The sequence below is a fragment of the Enterobacter cloacae complex sp. S3 genome (genome assembly GCF_014930495.1).
GTDB lineage: Bacteria > Pseudomonadota > Gammaproteobacteria > Enterobacterales > Enterobacteriaceae > Enterobacter > Enterobacter asburiae_B.
This window is the reverse complement of record NZ_JADBRD010000012.1, coordinates 25,617-39,731: the sequence shown is the minus strand read 5'-3', so window position 1 is coordinate 39,731 and position 14,115 is coordinate 25,617. Positions and strand designations below refer to the sequence as shown.

Genomic DNA, 14,115 nt, shown 5'->3' with positions numbered 1-14,115 from the left:
CTATGGATGAGGAGACAATTTCCTGAGAGCATAATGAAGGATGAACTGAATAATATTAAGACTAACGAAGATAAAACTCTATGAATAAAATATCGAGCCGAAATAATAAAGAGTAGTAGTACAAGATCTTTATGGCGAAAATTTTCATATTTTCGTTTGTAGGATCCCTGTTGAGAGAATTCAATAGTAATCCAATCTTTTATGTTGCAAGGGTTATGTTTGAGGCAGTTGCTTGAGCGCTGCTTTGGCTCATAGATGCTTCCTGGTGCTGGTAGAGAAATTGCCTCCCAGTGCTCCATTAGTTCTGAAAACCTTACTACTCCGATCATGCTAACGTCTCCTGACTAAAACGAACGGTACGGTTCGATTTGATCAGGATAGACAAAATTTCTGTCAAGAGGCAAGTTAGGGCGCTAACTAAATTTAGTCGCCTGGAGTTATAGAGAAGAACGATTCGGAAAATGTAATCCACTTGATGGTAGTGTTCCATATAATAATATGGAACAAATTGATAATATTATAAACTCCTGAGCATCTTCTAATTTCTTTAAAACTGGAGATTATAATTATCCTTTACGAAAGGCTAATAAAAAGGCATTGACCGCATCCTTTGCCCATTGATCACGCTGTGCAGCAGAAGTGGAAGATTTTGGATGCATTAAGCACTGTATTTGAGGCTCACCGCGTACCATATTCACGAATAAGGAAGCAACTGCATTTCGCCCAATACCACCTAACGAGATTTCTCCTTTAGATTCAGCTTGTTGTAGTATTTCTTCAACAATGTTATTTATCTTTTCTGGACCTGCTAAATAGAAACGTCTACCTAATTCAGGAAAACGCGGTGTTTCAGAAGCTACAACACGGTAGAGAGCGAGGCCATTTTCCGAAAGCACAATATCCAGATACGTTCGGGCTATTTTAAATAATTTATCATAAATATCTTTTCCCGAAATTTTAATTTTATGTACTTTTTGAAGAAAACGCTCACATTCTATTTCAATCACTGCTGTAAATAATGCTTCTTTATTTGGATAATATGCATATACGGTTGATTTTGAGACTCCAGCAGCCTGTTGGATCATATCTGTTGATGCTGCTGCATAGCCTCTTTCCAGAAAAATAGCTTTTGCTCCTTCAAGCACGCGTTGTGCTTTTTCAGGTAAGTTACTAACTATATCATTAGAAAGTATTTTATTTTTTCTTCTAGTGTCAATTGAGGTCTTTGTTGATACCGACATCTGCACTTCCTTATCCGGAATAAAGCTTGATCTTACCATAAGATGAAACTCGAAATCATATCGTTCAGGCCTGAGTGCTACTCACGTATTTTTGCGACGTAGTTGAGTGAAATTTGGTCTTGACTGTACCGAACCGATCGGTTTACTTTGTTCGCCGTAAACTAGAATAAACAGGGCGATCAAGAATGAGGTGTGTGTCAGGTTACAGATTTGCACATGGGACGAAGTCAGTAAGGTACCGTCCGCATTATCTGAAAGGATGTGTTATCTCCGTGCTCAGTCTTGCTTTGGGGTCATGTGCTGCGATCCCCGATCTGGGAACTGCTCCTCAGCCGGAGCAGGCTGCGGCGCTGATTTCACAACGCAGTTTTTCCGCTCCGCATGCTGACTGGCCGCAGGAAAAATGGTGGATGGCCTTCGGCGATACGCAGCTTAACCAGCTGATGAGTGAAGCCACCGCGCATTCACCTTCTCTGGCACAGGCAGAAGCCCGGGTGCGTGAAGCCACGGCCAGAACCGGTGTCGCCCGTTCCCGGTTATACCCGTCAATGGACGCCAGCGCGTCCATTGATAAAGAGAAGCTCAGCTACAACTACATCTACCCTAAAACAGCCGTGCCGCACGGATGGAATGATATGGGGCAGGCCAGCCTCAACTTTAGCTGGGAACTGGATTTCTGGGGTAAAAACCGGGATGCGCTGCGTGCCGCGACATCCGAAGCCAGCGCTGCTGAGGCAGATGCCGCCGCCGCGAAACTGATGCTGACGACGATGCTCGCGGACGCTTATATCCGTCTGCAGTACCAGTATGACAGTCGTGACATTGCGGCCCGACAACTGCGTAACCGGACGGATACCGTCAGGCTGGTGCAGTTACGCCATGCTCAGGGACTTGATTCCAGAGTCTCCGTGGAAGAAAGCGGTGCCCGGCTGGATGTCGCCAGAGCGGCGCTGGCTGAAGCCGATGAGCAAATCAAATTAACCCAAAACGGCATCGCGGCTTTACTGGGCCGGGGGCCGGACAGAGGGCTGGATATCCTCAGACCCCGGTTGCAGATGCGCCGCCCTGTCGGGTTACCTGATGCGCTGAACGCAAACCTGCTCGGACGCAATCCGGAAGTGGTGGCCGCACGGTGGCGGGTTGAAGCCGCCGCCAGCAATATCGGTGTTGCCAGAGCGCAGTTTTACCCGAACGTGAACCTGATGGCCTTCGTCGGATACCAGTCACTGGGGCTGAATAACCTGTTCAGCTCGGGCTCTGATATCGGGAGCGTCGGACCTGCCATCAGCTTACCCCTTTTTGAAGGCGGGCGTTTACGCGCCAACTATAAAGGTGCGAGAGCGGAATATGAATATGCGGTGGCGTCGTATAACGAGGCGCTGACACAGGCATTACGTGAAACTGCTGATGTTACACGGAGCCTTGCTGCTCTGGTGGGCAGGTCAGAAGCAACCGCATCTGCTTTGTCCCACAGCGAGGAAGCTTATCATCTGGCAAAAGCCCGGTATCAGGGGGGGCTGGCCGATTATCAGGAAGTTCTCATTTCTGAAGATGCGTTACTCCAGGCTGAGCTGGCGAATACAGCCATGCATTCCCGGGGTTATGTCTTGGATGTGTCACTCGTCAAGGCCCTTGGGGGCGGATTTGAATCCAGTTCAACATTTGATGCGCAGGTGAAACCGTAATGACTGAAGATAAAGATAAAAACGGCCCACAGGATATGGACAGGGCTCTGGATAACACGAATGCAAAACCGGATAGCGGTGATAAAAAAAAGCATCGCCGTAAATTATTCGCTTTGTTTGGTGGCGTCCTGATTCTTATCGCCATCGGTTATGCCATCTGGCTGATTTTCTTTGCCGGTAAATCCGTCTCAACGGATAACGCCTATACCGCTGCCGAAGTCGCAGACGTCACGCCGCTTGTCGGCGGACCGGTGAAGAAAGTAAATGTGGTCAACACGCAGCTTGTGCATGCCGGTGATGTACTGGTCGTGCTTGATGAGACGGACGCCAGAATTGCGGTGTCACAGGCTGAAGCTGAGCTTGGCAGCGCCCGGCGGAAGGTGATGCAGATTATGGCCAATGACACCGCTCTGAGCGGACAGCTTGATTCGCGTGAAGCAGGTATTCAGAGCGCCGAACATGATGTGGCGAGGGCACGAGCCCGGTTTGATAAGGCCACCCTTGATGAGCGACGTCGCCGGAATCTGGTGAAAGCCGGGGCCGTATCTGAGCAGGATTTTACGGATGCGCAGACAGAATTACGGGAGGCAACGGCCGCGCTGGGAGAAGCGGAAGCCAGTCTGAAAGCTGCTCGCGCTGGCAGTGTCGAAGCAAAAGGATCCCGGCAGGCGAACGAGGCCCTGTTTCTGAACAGTACCGTTGAAACTAACCCCATTGTGGTGGCGGCCAGAACCCGTCTCGATCAGGCCCGTATAAACCTGGCGCGTATGGTTATCCGGGCCCCGGTGGATGGAGTGGTAACACAGCGCTCAGTGGATATCGGGCAGCATGTTCAGGCTGGAAACCGGCTGATGCGGGTTGTGCCCATCGAGGATATTTATGTTGATGCGAATTTCAAGGAAGGTCAGCTCAGCGACGTCAGACCGGGCCAGAAGGTAGAGCTGACTTCAGACCTGTACGGCAGCGGTGTTGTTTATCACGGTGTGGTTCAGGGATTTGACGGAGGCTCCGGTTCCGCGCTTTCACTGATACCGGCGCAGAATGCCACGGGTAACTGGATTAAGGTCGTGCAGCGACTGCCGGTGCGTGTTCGTCTGGAGCGGGAAGAACTGCGTAAAAATCCTCTGCGCATCGGGCTGTCCATGGAAGTGACGGTGGACCTGACATCGAATGCCAGAGATGACCACACGGAGAAATAAGGTATGTCTGGTTCAGCATTTCCACCTCTGTCCGGATTCAAACTGGTTGTTGCGGCAATCGTGCTCTCGCTCGGGAATTTTATGGTGGTACTCGATACCACCATTACTAACGTCGCGATGCCCACAATATCCGGTTACCTGGGCGTGTCGACAACAGAAGGAATCTGGATCATCACCGCCTATGCGGTGGCTGAAGCCATCACGGTGCCGCTGACCGGCTGGCTGGCGATGCAGTTCGGTCAGGTGCGCGTATTCCTTTTTTCTGTTGTTGCATTTGTGATTTTTTCTGTCTGCTGCGGTCTTTCCTGGTCACTACCGAGCCTGGCCATTTTCCGTGTGCTGCAGGGGCTTGCCGGTGGCCCGCTGATCCCGCTTTCTTCCACGTTGCTGCTTGCAGCCTTCCCGAAGAAACAGGCCAACATTGCCGTGGCGCTCTGGGGAATGATGACGGTAGTAGCGCCTATATTCGGTCCGATACTGGGTGGGCTTATCTCGGATAACTGGAGCTGGCAGTGGGTATTTTACATCAATATCGGCTTTGGTCTGATTGTGGGGTTTGGGACCTGGTGGGTGCTGAAGGGGAAAGAAACACATATCAGCCGTTCCCGGCTGGACAGCGTGGGGCTGGGTCTGCTCGTCATCTTTGTGGCAGCCTTTCAGATCATGCTGGATAAAGGACGTGAACTGGACTGGTTTTCCTCGGATATTATCATTGTCTGCGCCATTGTGGCCGCTATTGCCCTGATCTCGCTGATTATCTGGGAGCTCACCGCTGAGCAACCGGTGCTGGATCTGAGCGTATTTAAGTCACGTAACTGGGTGGTATCTACCGTCACGCTCTGTCTGATGTTCGGTATTTTCTTCGGGAATATCGTGCTGACCCCCCTCTGGTTACAGCAATGGATGGGATACACGGCAACCTGGGCCGGGTATGCGACGGGCCCCATGGGGATCCTGGCCGTCCTGAGCTCGCCCATAATTGGTCGTCTGCTGCCGAAGGTCGATCCCCGTCTGCTGGTGAGCTATGGCATGGGGGTACTGGCGGTCTCCTTTGTGATGCGTGCCCTGCTGACGTCGCAGGCTGACTTTATGTCAGTTGCCGTTCCCATGTTCGTTCTGGGGGCCGGAGTTCCCGCCTGCCTTATCACGCTCACCTCGCTGGGCGTGTCCGAACTGCCGCCGGAGAAAGTGGCAGCCGGTTCCGGGCTGCAGAACTTCCTGCGTGTCATGTGCATGGCGGTAGGCTCTTCCCTGACCCAGACCTACTGGGAACATATGACAAAATTTAACCGAGCGGAGCTGGTGACGGCAATCAATCCTGACGTGCCAGGGATTGTCAGCAACACGCTGGGCGCGGCCGGTATTCCGACAGACACGTCAGCGGCTCTGTTTTCGAGAATGATCGACAGTCAGGCCATCATGCTGGCAACGAACGATTTCTATCAGTCGGCCACCGTTCTGATGCTGGGGTCCATAGGCATTATCTGGCTAATCAAAAAACCGAAAGGGCCGCTTCAGAAGATGTCGGGCCATTAAATAACAGGAATGGCGGTAGCGGGAATGAGAAGGGCAGAGTATCTCCCCGTGAAAAGGTTTCATTATTTATTGCCGGTCTGCAAGTCCGTGAAATGAGGTTGTCCCATGCGATATCATAAATATAAGACCATTGTGAAATGCCTGCCGGTAATAACAGGGACGTTATTACTAAGCGGATGTCATGCTGTTTTACTTGATCCCAAAGGGCAAATCGCTATTGAACAACGGGCGCTAATCATTACGGCTTTTTGTCTGATGTTAGTGGTCGTTATTCCCGTGGTTCTGATGGCAGTTGTGTTTACCTGGAAATACCGGACCACGAATACCACGGCGAAATATACGCCTGACTGGTCCCACTCCAATAAAGTGGAGGCGGTGGTCTGGACGGTGCCCGTCCTGATTATTCTGTTTCTGGCCGTGCTGACATGGAAGTCCACCCATGCGCTTGACCCATCCAGGCCACTGACCTCTGCGGTGAAACCCATCGATATCGAAGTCATCTCCCTGGACTGGAAATGGTTGTTTATTTATCCCCAACAGGGCATTGCCACCGTCAATCAGATTGTATTCCCGGTAAATACCCCCTTGAATTTGCGTATTACATCCAATTCCGTGATGAATGGCTTTTTTATTCCGGCACTCGGCAGCCAGATTTATGCGATGCCGGGCATGCAGACCCGGCTGCATCTGATCGCCGGTGAAACGGGAACCTTCAACGGAATCTCGTCCAGTTACAGCGGCAGGGGCTTTTCCGGCATGAAATTTAAAGCGACTGCCGTACCGGATAATACCGCGTTTGAACAGTGGATCGCTGATGTGAAGAAATCACCGGATATGCTGCTCGGTCCGGCTGATTTTGAAAAACTGGCTGAGCCTGACGAAAACCACCCGGTTGAATTCTTCTCTGTCATCGATCCGACGTTGTTCAGATACGTGACTGAAAAATTTAAAGCACACGATCACGATAAGGAGACGGGAATGACTGGGTCAGAGCCGGAACAACACCTCTCACACAGAGCGCGGGGAAATTAATTATGCTCACAGGAAAACTGACGCTGGATGCCATACCTGAGGACCCGATTGTCAGGGTAACGATCGTTGCTATTCTGATACTTGGTGTGGCAATTGTTGCCGCCATCACATATTACGGTAAGTGGAAATATTTATGGTCCGAATGGCTGACCTCCGTTGACCATAAAAAGCTCGGGATCATGTACATCATCGTCGCGTTCGTGATGTTACTGCGCGGCTTTTCCGATGCAATCATGATGCGCAGCCAGCAGGTACTGGCCTCATCCGGAGTGGAAGGGGCGGGGTATCTGCCGCCCTGGCACTACGATCAAATTTTTACGGGTCACGGTGTAATCATGATTTTTTTCGTGGCGATGCCTTTCGTTATCGGCCTGATGAATATTGTGGTGCCCCTGCAGATTGGCGCGCGTGATGTGGCTTTTCCTTTCCTGAACAACCTGAGTTTCTGGTTAACGGTGGTAGGCGTGGTGCTGGTTAATCTCTGCCTGGGAGTGGGGGAGTTTGCGACCACCGGCTGGCTGGCATATCCGCCGCTTTCGGAGTTAGCGTACAGTCCCGGTGTCGGGGTGGATTACTGGATATGGACACTCCAGCTGTCGGGGATCGGGACCACACTGACCGGGATTAACTTCTTCGTCACCATACTGAAAATGCGTGCACCGGGTATGACGATGTTTAAGATGCCGGTGTTCACCTGGGCGTCGTTGTGTACCAACGTGCTGATTATCGCTTCTTTCCCTGTGCTGACCGTCACGCTGACATTGCTGACCCTTGACCGCTATCTGGGCTTCCATTTCTTCACCAATGATATGGGCGGCAACATGATGATGTACGTCAACCTGATTTGGGCGTGGGGCCATCCGGAAGTGTATATACTGGTGTTGCCGGTCTTCGGGGTCTACTCGGAAGTGGTGGCAACCTTTTCCAGGAAACGTCTGTTCGGTTATACCTCGCTGGTGTGGGCAACGGTCGCCATCACTTTGCTTTCCTTCCTGGTATGGCTGCATCACTTCTTCACCATGGGAGCCGGTGCGAACGTTAACGCCTTCTTCGGGATCATGACGATGATTATCGCTATCCCGACTGGTGTGAAAATCTTCAACTGGTTGTTCACCATGTATCAGGGGCGCATTCAGATGCACTCCGCTATGTTATGGACGGTAGGTTTTATTGTCACCTTTTCTATAGGGGGTATGACCGGCGTCCTGCTGGCCGTGCCGGGAGCTGACTTTGTCCTGCACAACAGCCTGTTCCTGATTGCCCACTTCCATAATGTCATTATCGGCGGAGTGGTGTTCGGCAGTATGGCTGGTGTGTCCTACTGGTTCCCGAAAGCGATGGGGTTCACCCTGAATGAAAAATGGAACAAGAGGGCGTTCTGGTTCTGGATCATCGGATTTTATGTGGCGTTTATGCCGCTCTATGTGCTGGGGTTCATGGGGATGACCCGCCGCTTGAGTCAGAATATTGACCCCCAGTTCCATCCCCTGCTGGTCGTGGCAGCCAGCGGTGCTGCGCTGATAGCCTGCGGGATACTGTGCCAGGTCATTATGTTCTGGGTGTCGGTGCGCGACCGCCACGAAAACCGGGATATGACCGGCGACCCGTGGGGCGGACGGACACTGGAGTGGTCCACCTCTTCCCCGCCGCCATTCTATAACTTTGCTGAAGTGCCTTTTGTCCACGAACGTGATGCGTTCTGGGAAATGAAGGAAAGAGGGGAGGCATACAAGCAACCTGCTAACTATGCCGAAATCCATATGCCGAAAAACAGCGGGGCGGGGCTGATTATTGGTCTGCTCTGCATCGGGTTTGGCTTCGGGGCTATCTGGCATATCTGGTGGCTGGCGGGATTGTCATTCCTCGGGATTATCCTGACCTGGGTTATTAAAAGCTTCGATGAAGATGTGGATTATTACGTACCCGTCGCCGAGATAAAAAAAATCGAGGATCAGCACTTTGCAGAAATAAACAAAGCCGGTGTGACATATGGTAAGTGAAGCCCTGGATTCATCCTTCCGCACCCGTGCTGAGCACGGGCATCAGGGTACAGGTACCAGTAAGGTCTTCGGCTTCTGGATCTACCTGATGAGCGACTGCATTATCTTCGCCACCCAGTTCGCGACTTACGGCGTCATGGTTCATAACATTGCAGGTGGTCCGGCGGGTAAGGATATTTTCGAACCTCCGTTTGTACTGGCGGAAACTGTGCTGCTTCTGTTTAGCTCGATTACCTATGGTTTTGCTGTTATCAGCATGGATAAAGACCGCGAGGGCGGTGTACTTGGATGGCTGACCCTGACATTTCTGTGTGGTCTGGGTTTTATCGGAATGGAAGTCTGGGAGTTCAGTCACCTGACTGCTGAGGGTTTCGGCCCACAGCGCAGTGGCTTCCTGTCAGCGCTGTTTACTCTGGTGGGCACCCATGGTCTGCATGTGACATGTGGACTGATCTGGATGCTGATCCTGATGTATCAGGTTGCCCGACGAGGTCTGTCAGGATTCAGTCGCCCCCGTCTGATATGCCTGAGTCTGTTCTGGCATTTCCTCGATGTCATCTGGATTTGCGTGTTCAGTATTGTTTACCTGATGGGAGCAATGCCATGAGACATTCTGCAGACGCACAGGGCGTAGCTTACGGCAATACGATGTCTTATATAACCGGCTTTCTCCTGTCGGTCATTCTGACGGTGATCCCGTTCTGGCTGGTTATGGACAGTGGTGTTTCCGCAGGGATCATCGCAGGCGGGGTCATGACGTGTGCCGTTGTTCAGGTGCTGGTACATCTGGTGTATTTTCTTCACCTGAATGCTTCTTCTGAAATGCGCTGGAACCTCGTAACCATTGTCTTTTCCGCTGTCATTATCTTTATCATTATTACCGGGTCGTTGTGGATCATGTGGAATCTCAATCATCAGATGATGTGAACAGGGCTTTGGCCTTTCTGTTATTCCTGTCTGCCTCATTGTGGGGGGCTATATATGGACATAAAAAAAATACGGAAGGAAAAGATAAACCGACTTGTGGTGTATGAAATTATGCAATGGATTGATGAGCATCTGGAGGAGCCGCTGAAGGTTGAGGATGTTTCTGCAAAAGCTGGTTATTCAAAATGGCATTTTCAACGGATGTTCAAGGAGGTGGCAGGAATAAGTCTAGGGAAATATATAAAGCTTGAAAAACTAAGACGTGCTTATTTTTTACTGGAGAATACGGATATACCCGTCATAGAGGTGTGCTTTATGCTCGGGTTTACCAGTCAGCAGGTATTTACCCGAGCGATGAGAAATGAAATGCATCATACACCAGGGGCTGTCAGAAGGAATAAACCTGTTCTGAAAAAGAGTTCTGGTATAAAGCGTGATGAGTTATAACCCTCTGTGAATATCATACCCCTCATTGTTTTGTTCTAAAATTACAGGGCGGATTTTAATACCAACTGACAAGGATAAATGGAAGGGGAAATACCATGAAGAAGATACAGAAAAATAACAACAGCATCTGCGTTGTCAGATGCTGTTGTTATCGTAATCCTGATTAGTTTTTTGCTGACTCAGGTAGCTTCATGACTGATATTTTTACTATATATATATGGGGGAACATAGTTTTCCCGGCACGTATAAAGATAATCAGACCACCACTGCATCATCGCTTTACGGGCTTCCAGATGTTCAGCTTTGTGGATATAAGCTATCCGCACGCTGTTGCGTTCCTGATGACTCATTTGGCGTTCAACAGCATCCTTCGACCAGAGTCCGGATTCCATTAAGGCGCTGCATGCCATTGCCCGAAAGCCATGGCCGCAAATGTCCATTTTTGTGTCATAGCCCATCAGTCGCAGTGCCTTGTTGACTGTATTTTCACACATTGGCCTGTAAGGGTTATGGTCACCGGGGAACACTAGTTCCAGATGACCTGAGATTTCCTCTACTTGTTTCAGGATAACGATGGCTTGCCGGGATAATGGAACAATGTGGGGCGTGCGCATTTTGGCTCCGCGTCCGGAATAACGAACACCGGGAAGAGCTTCGCGGGTAGCGGGGATGGTCCAGATACAGTTCCTGAAATCAAACTCGCTCCATCGGGCGAAACGCAGTTCACTGGAACGGATAAACAGGTGAAGGGTCAGAAGGACCGCTTGACGGGTTAACCCTCGTCCCTGCTGATAACCATCAATGCGCCCCAGCAATTCCGGCAGGCGTTCCAGCGGCAGGGCGGGGTAGTGGCGCTTAACGGGGGGCGCTGTCACGCCGTCAAGGTTTGCCGCCGGGTTGCTGTCAATGAATCCCTGATGAACCGCATGACGCATGATGTTACAGAGGTGCTGCCGCGTGCGGGACGCGACTTCCAGCAGACCTTTTTTCTCAATGCTTTTCAGCAGGTCAATGAAATGACGGGGTTTAAGTTCCGTGACGGACAGATGTCCGATAACCGGAAAAATATGATTGTGCATGCTGGCAAGCAGACGGTCAGCGGTATTCTGCGACCATTTTTTATTGCTTTTATGCCACGCCAGCGCCACTGTCTTAAAGACCTTTTCCGGTGAGCGGGCGGCTCTTTCGGCTATACGTTGCTGAGCGGGGTTAATGTTCTGCGCCAGCAACTTGCGGATACCGTCTCGTTGTTGCCGGGCGTCGGAAAGGGATACATCGGGATAAGCGCCTAAGCCAAGGCGGGATTCTTTACCGTTAATTCGATACTTAAGATACCAGAGACGTGAGCCGCCTGGATTGACCAAGAGGTATAGACCGTGTGAATCGGAGACTTTGAAGGATTTTTCAGAAGGTTTGAGACTGCGGATTTTCGTGTCGTTGAGAGACATATGGGGGTCACTCCATAATCGAACCAAACTGACCCCAAATCTGACCACCAAATTCTCCCGATGCGGAGGATAAAATCAAAATGCATCGGGAAGAGTTTTCACGCTAACCTGTTGAACCAACATCATATAATGATTCGCAAGGATGCATGAAAGCAGGAAATTGGCTCCTCTGACTGGACTCGAACCAGTGACATACGGATTAACAGTCCGCCGTTCTACCGACTGAACTACAGAGGAATCGTGTGAACGGGGCGAATATTATCGACCTGCGTTCACCTTGTCAAAGGGGGAAATTAAACTTTTCGTTCGTTTGCCGACAATTTCAGCAAATCGCTGATTTTATAGCAAATTCGCGTTGAAATTACACAGCAAAATGCGCCGCCCGCAGGCGGCGCGCAGGATCAGAACAGTACGGAGTAGTTCAGACCAAACGTACGTCCGCGGCCTTTATAGGTATACAGCCCCGGTGCGCCGTAGGTTGGGCTATACAGCCCCGGCGCGCGCTGGCCCCAGGCGGTGGTGTAGTCTTTGTCCAGCAGGTTTTCCACGCTGAAGCTGACCTTACCCACCGGCAGGGCGTAGCTGCCCAGGAAGTCGACCGTGTTATAGCCATCGATCTTCTTGCCGTCGGAATCTGACACGTCAAAGGTCTGCGTGCTCTGCACGCGCAGGGTCCAGTCGCCCGGCGCCCAGTTGACCCAGGCGCTGGCTTTTGACGGGCTGGCGCTGTCAACCGTCAGCTTCTCCCATTTGCCGTTTTCGCGCGTTTCAGACTTGATGGCGTTAAAGTTCGCACCGGTGCTCCAGTCGCTGTCGGTGAAGAAATAGTCCACCTGACCTTCCACCCCGTAGATACGACGCTTGTCGTCTTCCAGGTTGATGGTCATATCCGTCTTGTTGATGGTGATGGTTTTATCCGAGAGCGAGTAATACGCCGCGACCTGCGTGCGCAGGTTATCGCCGGTGTAGCGCCAGCCCAGCTCATAAGCGTTGACCTTGATACCGTCCAGCGTCGAGTCGTTCACGTTGACGCTGTTCAGCAGGCGATAGTGACCGTTGCTGAGCTGATAGGTGCCGGAGCCGTAGTACTTCGCCAGGTCCGGAATTTCGAAGCCCTGGGAGAAGTTAAACCACAGCTGCTGCTGTTCGGTCAGGCGACCGAGGATCCCGGCGTTAAACAGGAAGTTGTTGTAATCGGTTTTTCCGCCCGGCACCGCGTCGGCGGAGGTGGCTTTCCCGGTGGCGATGGCCTGCTGCTGGGTATAACCGACAAAGTCGTCCACCTTGTTTTCGGTGTACTGATAGCGCACGCCGCCGCTCAGGGTGATGGCGTCAATGTCGTAGCTGGCCTGCAGGAACGGGGCGAGGTTGGTGATGCTGTAGCCCGGGTAACGGCCCACGTTGTAGGCGTTATCCAGCTCCATGCCGCCGCTCGCCGCGGCCTTGCTCAGGTTGAAGAACTGCTGGTTGGCATCGAAGGTTTCGTGGTCGGCATCCACACCCCAGGTCAGCGTTAAATCGTCCACCGGCTTGCTGTTCAGCGTCAGCTTGCCGCCGTAAAAATCGGTTTTCTGCTGGGACGCGCCGATGCTGCTCACCACGCCTTTGGTCAGGGTCGGGAACGGATAATAGGTCAGGCTCTCGTCGCGATAGTAAATCTGTGCGACCAGATCCTGGCCCCAGAAATCGGTATTGGAGTACTGCAGGTTAATCAGATGGCGCTCGGTGCCCGGTACGCGGTCAGAATCGAGATTATCTTTGTTGTACGCGGTCGCATCGCCCGTTACCGCCGAGAAGTTCTTCCCGAGATACAGCCCATGCTTGCCGTCGGACTCGCTCTTGTAGTACTGCGTCGTCAGCTGCAGCTGCTGACGATCGTCAATGTTGATGGTGCCTGTGCCCATCACATCAATACGGTCGGAATACTGGAGGCCGGTCTGGGTGTTATCGATAATCACCTCGTTGCCTTTGCCGTCATACCAGCCGCCGTAGCGCTGATACGATACCGACAGACGACCGGAGGCGTTGTCGTTACCGCCGCTTACGGCTGCCGACACGTTCTCATCGCGATCGTTGTGGCTGTTAAACCCGCTCTTTGCCCCGGTCTGGAACTCAACTTCGGTCTCCGGCTGGCCTTTTTTGGTGACGATGTTCACCAGGCCGCCGGTGCTGCCGCCGCCGTAGAGCGAGGTGGCGCCGGAGATCACTTCGATACGGTCAATGTTGAACGGATCGATAGAGTCCAGCTGGCGGCTGTCGCTGCGGGACGAGTTCAGGCGAACGCCGTCCACCATCACCATCATGGAGCGGCCGCGCAGGTTCATGCCGTAGTTGGTACGGCCCTGGCTGCTGACGTCCATACCTGGGATCAGCTGTGCCAGCACTTCTTTAATCTCTTTCCCGCCCTGAACCTGCTGCTCAATTTCAGCCCGTTCAATGACCCAGGTGGTCTGCACCATCTCCGCCACGCTGCGGTGCGCGCGGCTGGCGGAGACCACGATATTTTCTTCCTTTTGTTCTTCCGCCCACGCAGAGGTAGAAAGCATTGCAAGCAAGCAAGGATTTAAAACCCAAAGATGAGAACGTTTCATTGTTATGTT

General features: G+C 51.9%; 12 protein-coding genes and 1 tRNA gene. 8 read left to right on the top strand and 5 right to left on the bottom strand.

The window, feature by feature from the left end:
* Both IM317_RS23910 and IM317_RS06460 read right to left on the bottom strand, forming a co-directional pair.
* The coding region (locus IM317_RS23910; protein WP_227010863.1) for a hypothetical protein at positions 1-329 on the bottom strand (329 nt) is incomplete at its 3' end.
* 237 nt (positions 330-566) lie between these two features.
* Positions 567-1,241 carry a TetR/AcrR family transcriptional regulator gene (locus IM317_RS06460; protein ID WP_003036407.1) on the bottom strand — a complete coding sequence of 225 codons (675 nt, stop codon included), beginning with the start codon at positions 1,239-1,241 and terminating at the stop codon, positions 567-569.
* 272 nt (positions 1,242-1,513) lie between these two features.
* On the opposite strand from IM317_RS06460, the gene IM317_RS06455 reads away from it, so the two are divergent.
* The 8 genes from IM317_RS06455 (at position 1,514) to IM317_RS06420 (ending at position 10,067) form a co-directional block, all read left to right on the top strand.
* The gene (locus IM317_RS06455) at positions 1,514-2,926 is read left to right on the top strand and encodes an efflux transporter outer membrane subunit (RefSeq protein WP_003036410.1); all 1,413 of its coding nucleotides are present in this window, start codon (positions 1,514-1,516) and stop codon (positions 2,924-2,926) included.
* On the top strand, positions 2,926-4,125 hold the full coding sequence (locus IM317_RS06450; RefSeq protein ID WP_003036413.1) for an HlyD family efflux transporter periplasmic adaptor subunit: 1,200 nt from the start codon (positions 2,926-2,928) through the stop codon (positions 4,123-4,125). Before IM317_RS06455 ends, IM317_RS06450 begins: the two co-directional genes overlap by 1 nt.
* Before the next feature lie 3 nt (positions 4,126-4,128).
* A complete protein-coding gene (locus tag IM317_RS06445; RefSeq protein WP_023137328.1) occupies positions 4,129-5,661 on the top strand; it encodes a DHA2 family efflux MFS transporter permease subunit in 1,533 nt (510 codons plus the stop codon).
* A gap of 105 nt (positions 5,662-5,766) precedes the next feature.
* Positions 5,767-6,693, top strand: a complete 927-nt coding sequence (gene cyoA / locus IM317_RS06440; protein WP_023137327.1) for a ubiquinol oxidase subunit II — start codon at positions 5,767-5,769, stop codon at positions 6,691-6,693.
* Positions 6,694-6,695: 2 nt separating this feature from the next.
* A complete protein-coding gene (gene cyoB, locus IM317_RS06435) occupies positions 6,696-8,693 on the top strand; it encodes a cytochrome o ubiquinol oxidase subunit I (RefSeq protein WP_023137326.1) in 1,998 nt (665 codons plus the stop codon).
* Complete coding sequence (gene cyoC / locus IM317_RS06430) at positions 8,683-9,300, top strand: cytochrome o ubiquinol oxidase subunit III (RefSeq protein ID WP_023137325.1); 618 nt, start codon at positions 8,683-8,685, stop codon at positions 9,298-9,300. The genes cyoB and cyoC overlap by 11 nt, the downstream gene beginning before the upstream one ends.
* Positions 9,297-9,620 (top strand): cytochrome o ubiquinol oxidase subunit IV, encoded by a 324-nt coding sequence (gene cyoD, locus IM317_RS06425; RefSeq protein ID WP_023137324.1) that lies wholly within the window; start codon positions 9,297-9,299, stop codon positions 9,618-9,620. The genes cyoC and cyoD overlap by 4 nt, the downstream gene beginning before the upstream one ends.
* A gap of 54 nt (positions 9,621-9,674) precedes the next feature.
* The gene (locus IM317_RS06420) at positions 9,675-10,067 is read left to right on the top strand and encodes a helix-turn-helix domain-containing protein (protein ID WP_003030860.1); all 393 of its coding nucleotides are present in this window, start codon (positions 9,675-9,677) and stop codon (positions 10,065-10,067) included.
* Between the two features lie 179 nt (positions 10,068-10,246).
* Here IM317_RS06420 and IM317_RS06415 read toward each other — a convergent pair whose 3' ends face one another.
* The 3 genes from IM317_RS06415 to IM317_RS06405 form a co-directional block, all read right to left on the bottom strand.
* A complete protein-coding gene (locus IM317_RS06415) occupies positions 10,247-11,515 on the bottom strand; it encodes an integrase arm-type DNA-binding domain-containing protein (protein WP_003030858.1) in 1,269 nt (422 codons plus the stop codon).
* Between the two features lie 161 nt (positions 11,516-11,676).
* Positions 11,677-11,752: transfer RNA gene (locus tag IM317_RS06410), tRNA-Asn, on the bottom strand.
* Positions 11,753-11,916: 164 nt separating this feature from the next.
* Entirely contained in the window at positions 11,917-14,106 is a 2,190-nt protein-coding gene (locus IM317_RS06405; protein ID WP_033145926.1) for a TonB-dependent siderophore receptor, read from the bottom strand.
* Positions 14,107-14,115: the final 9 nt, after the last annotated feature.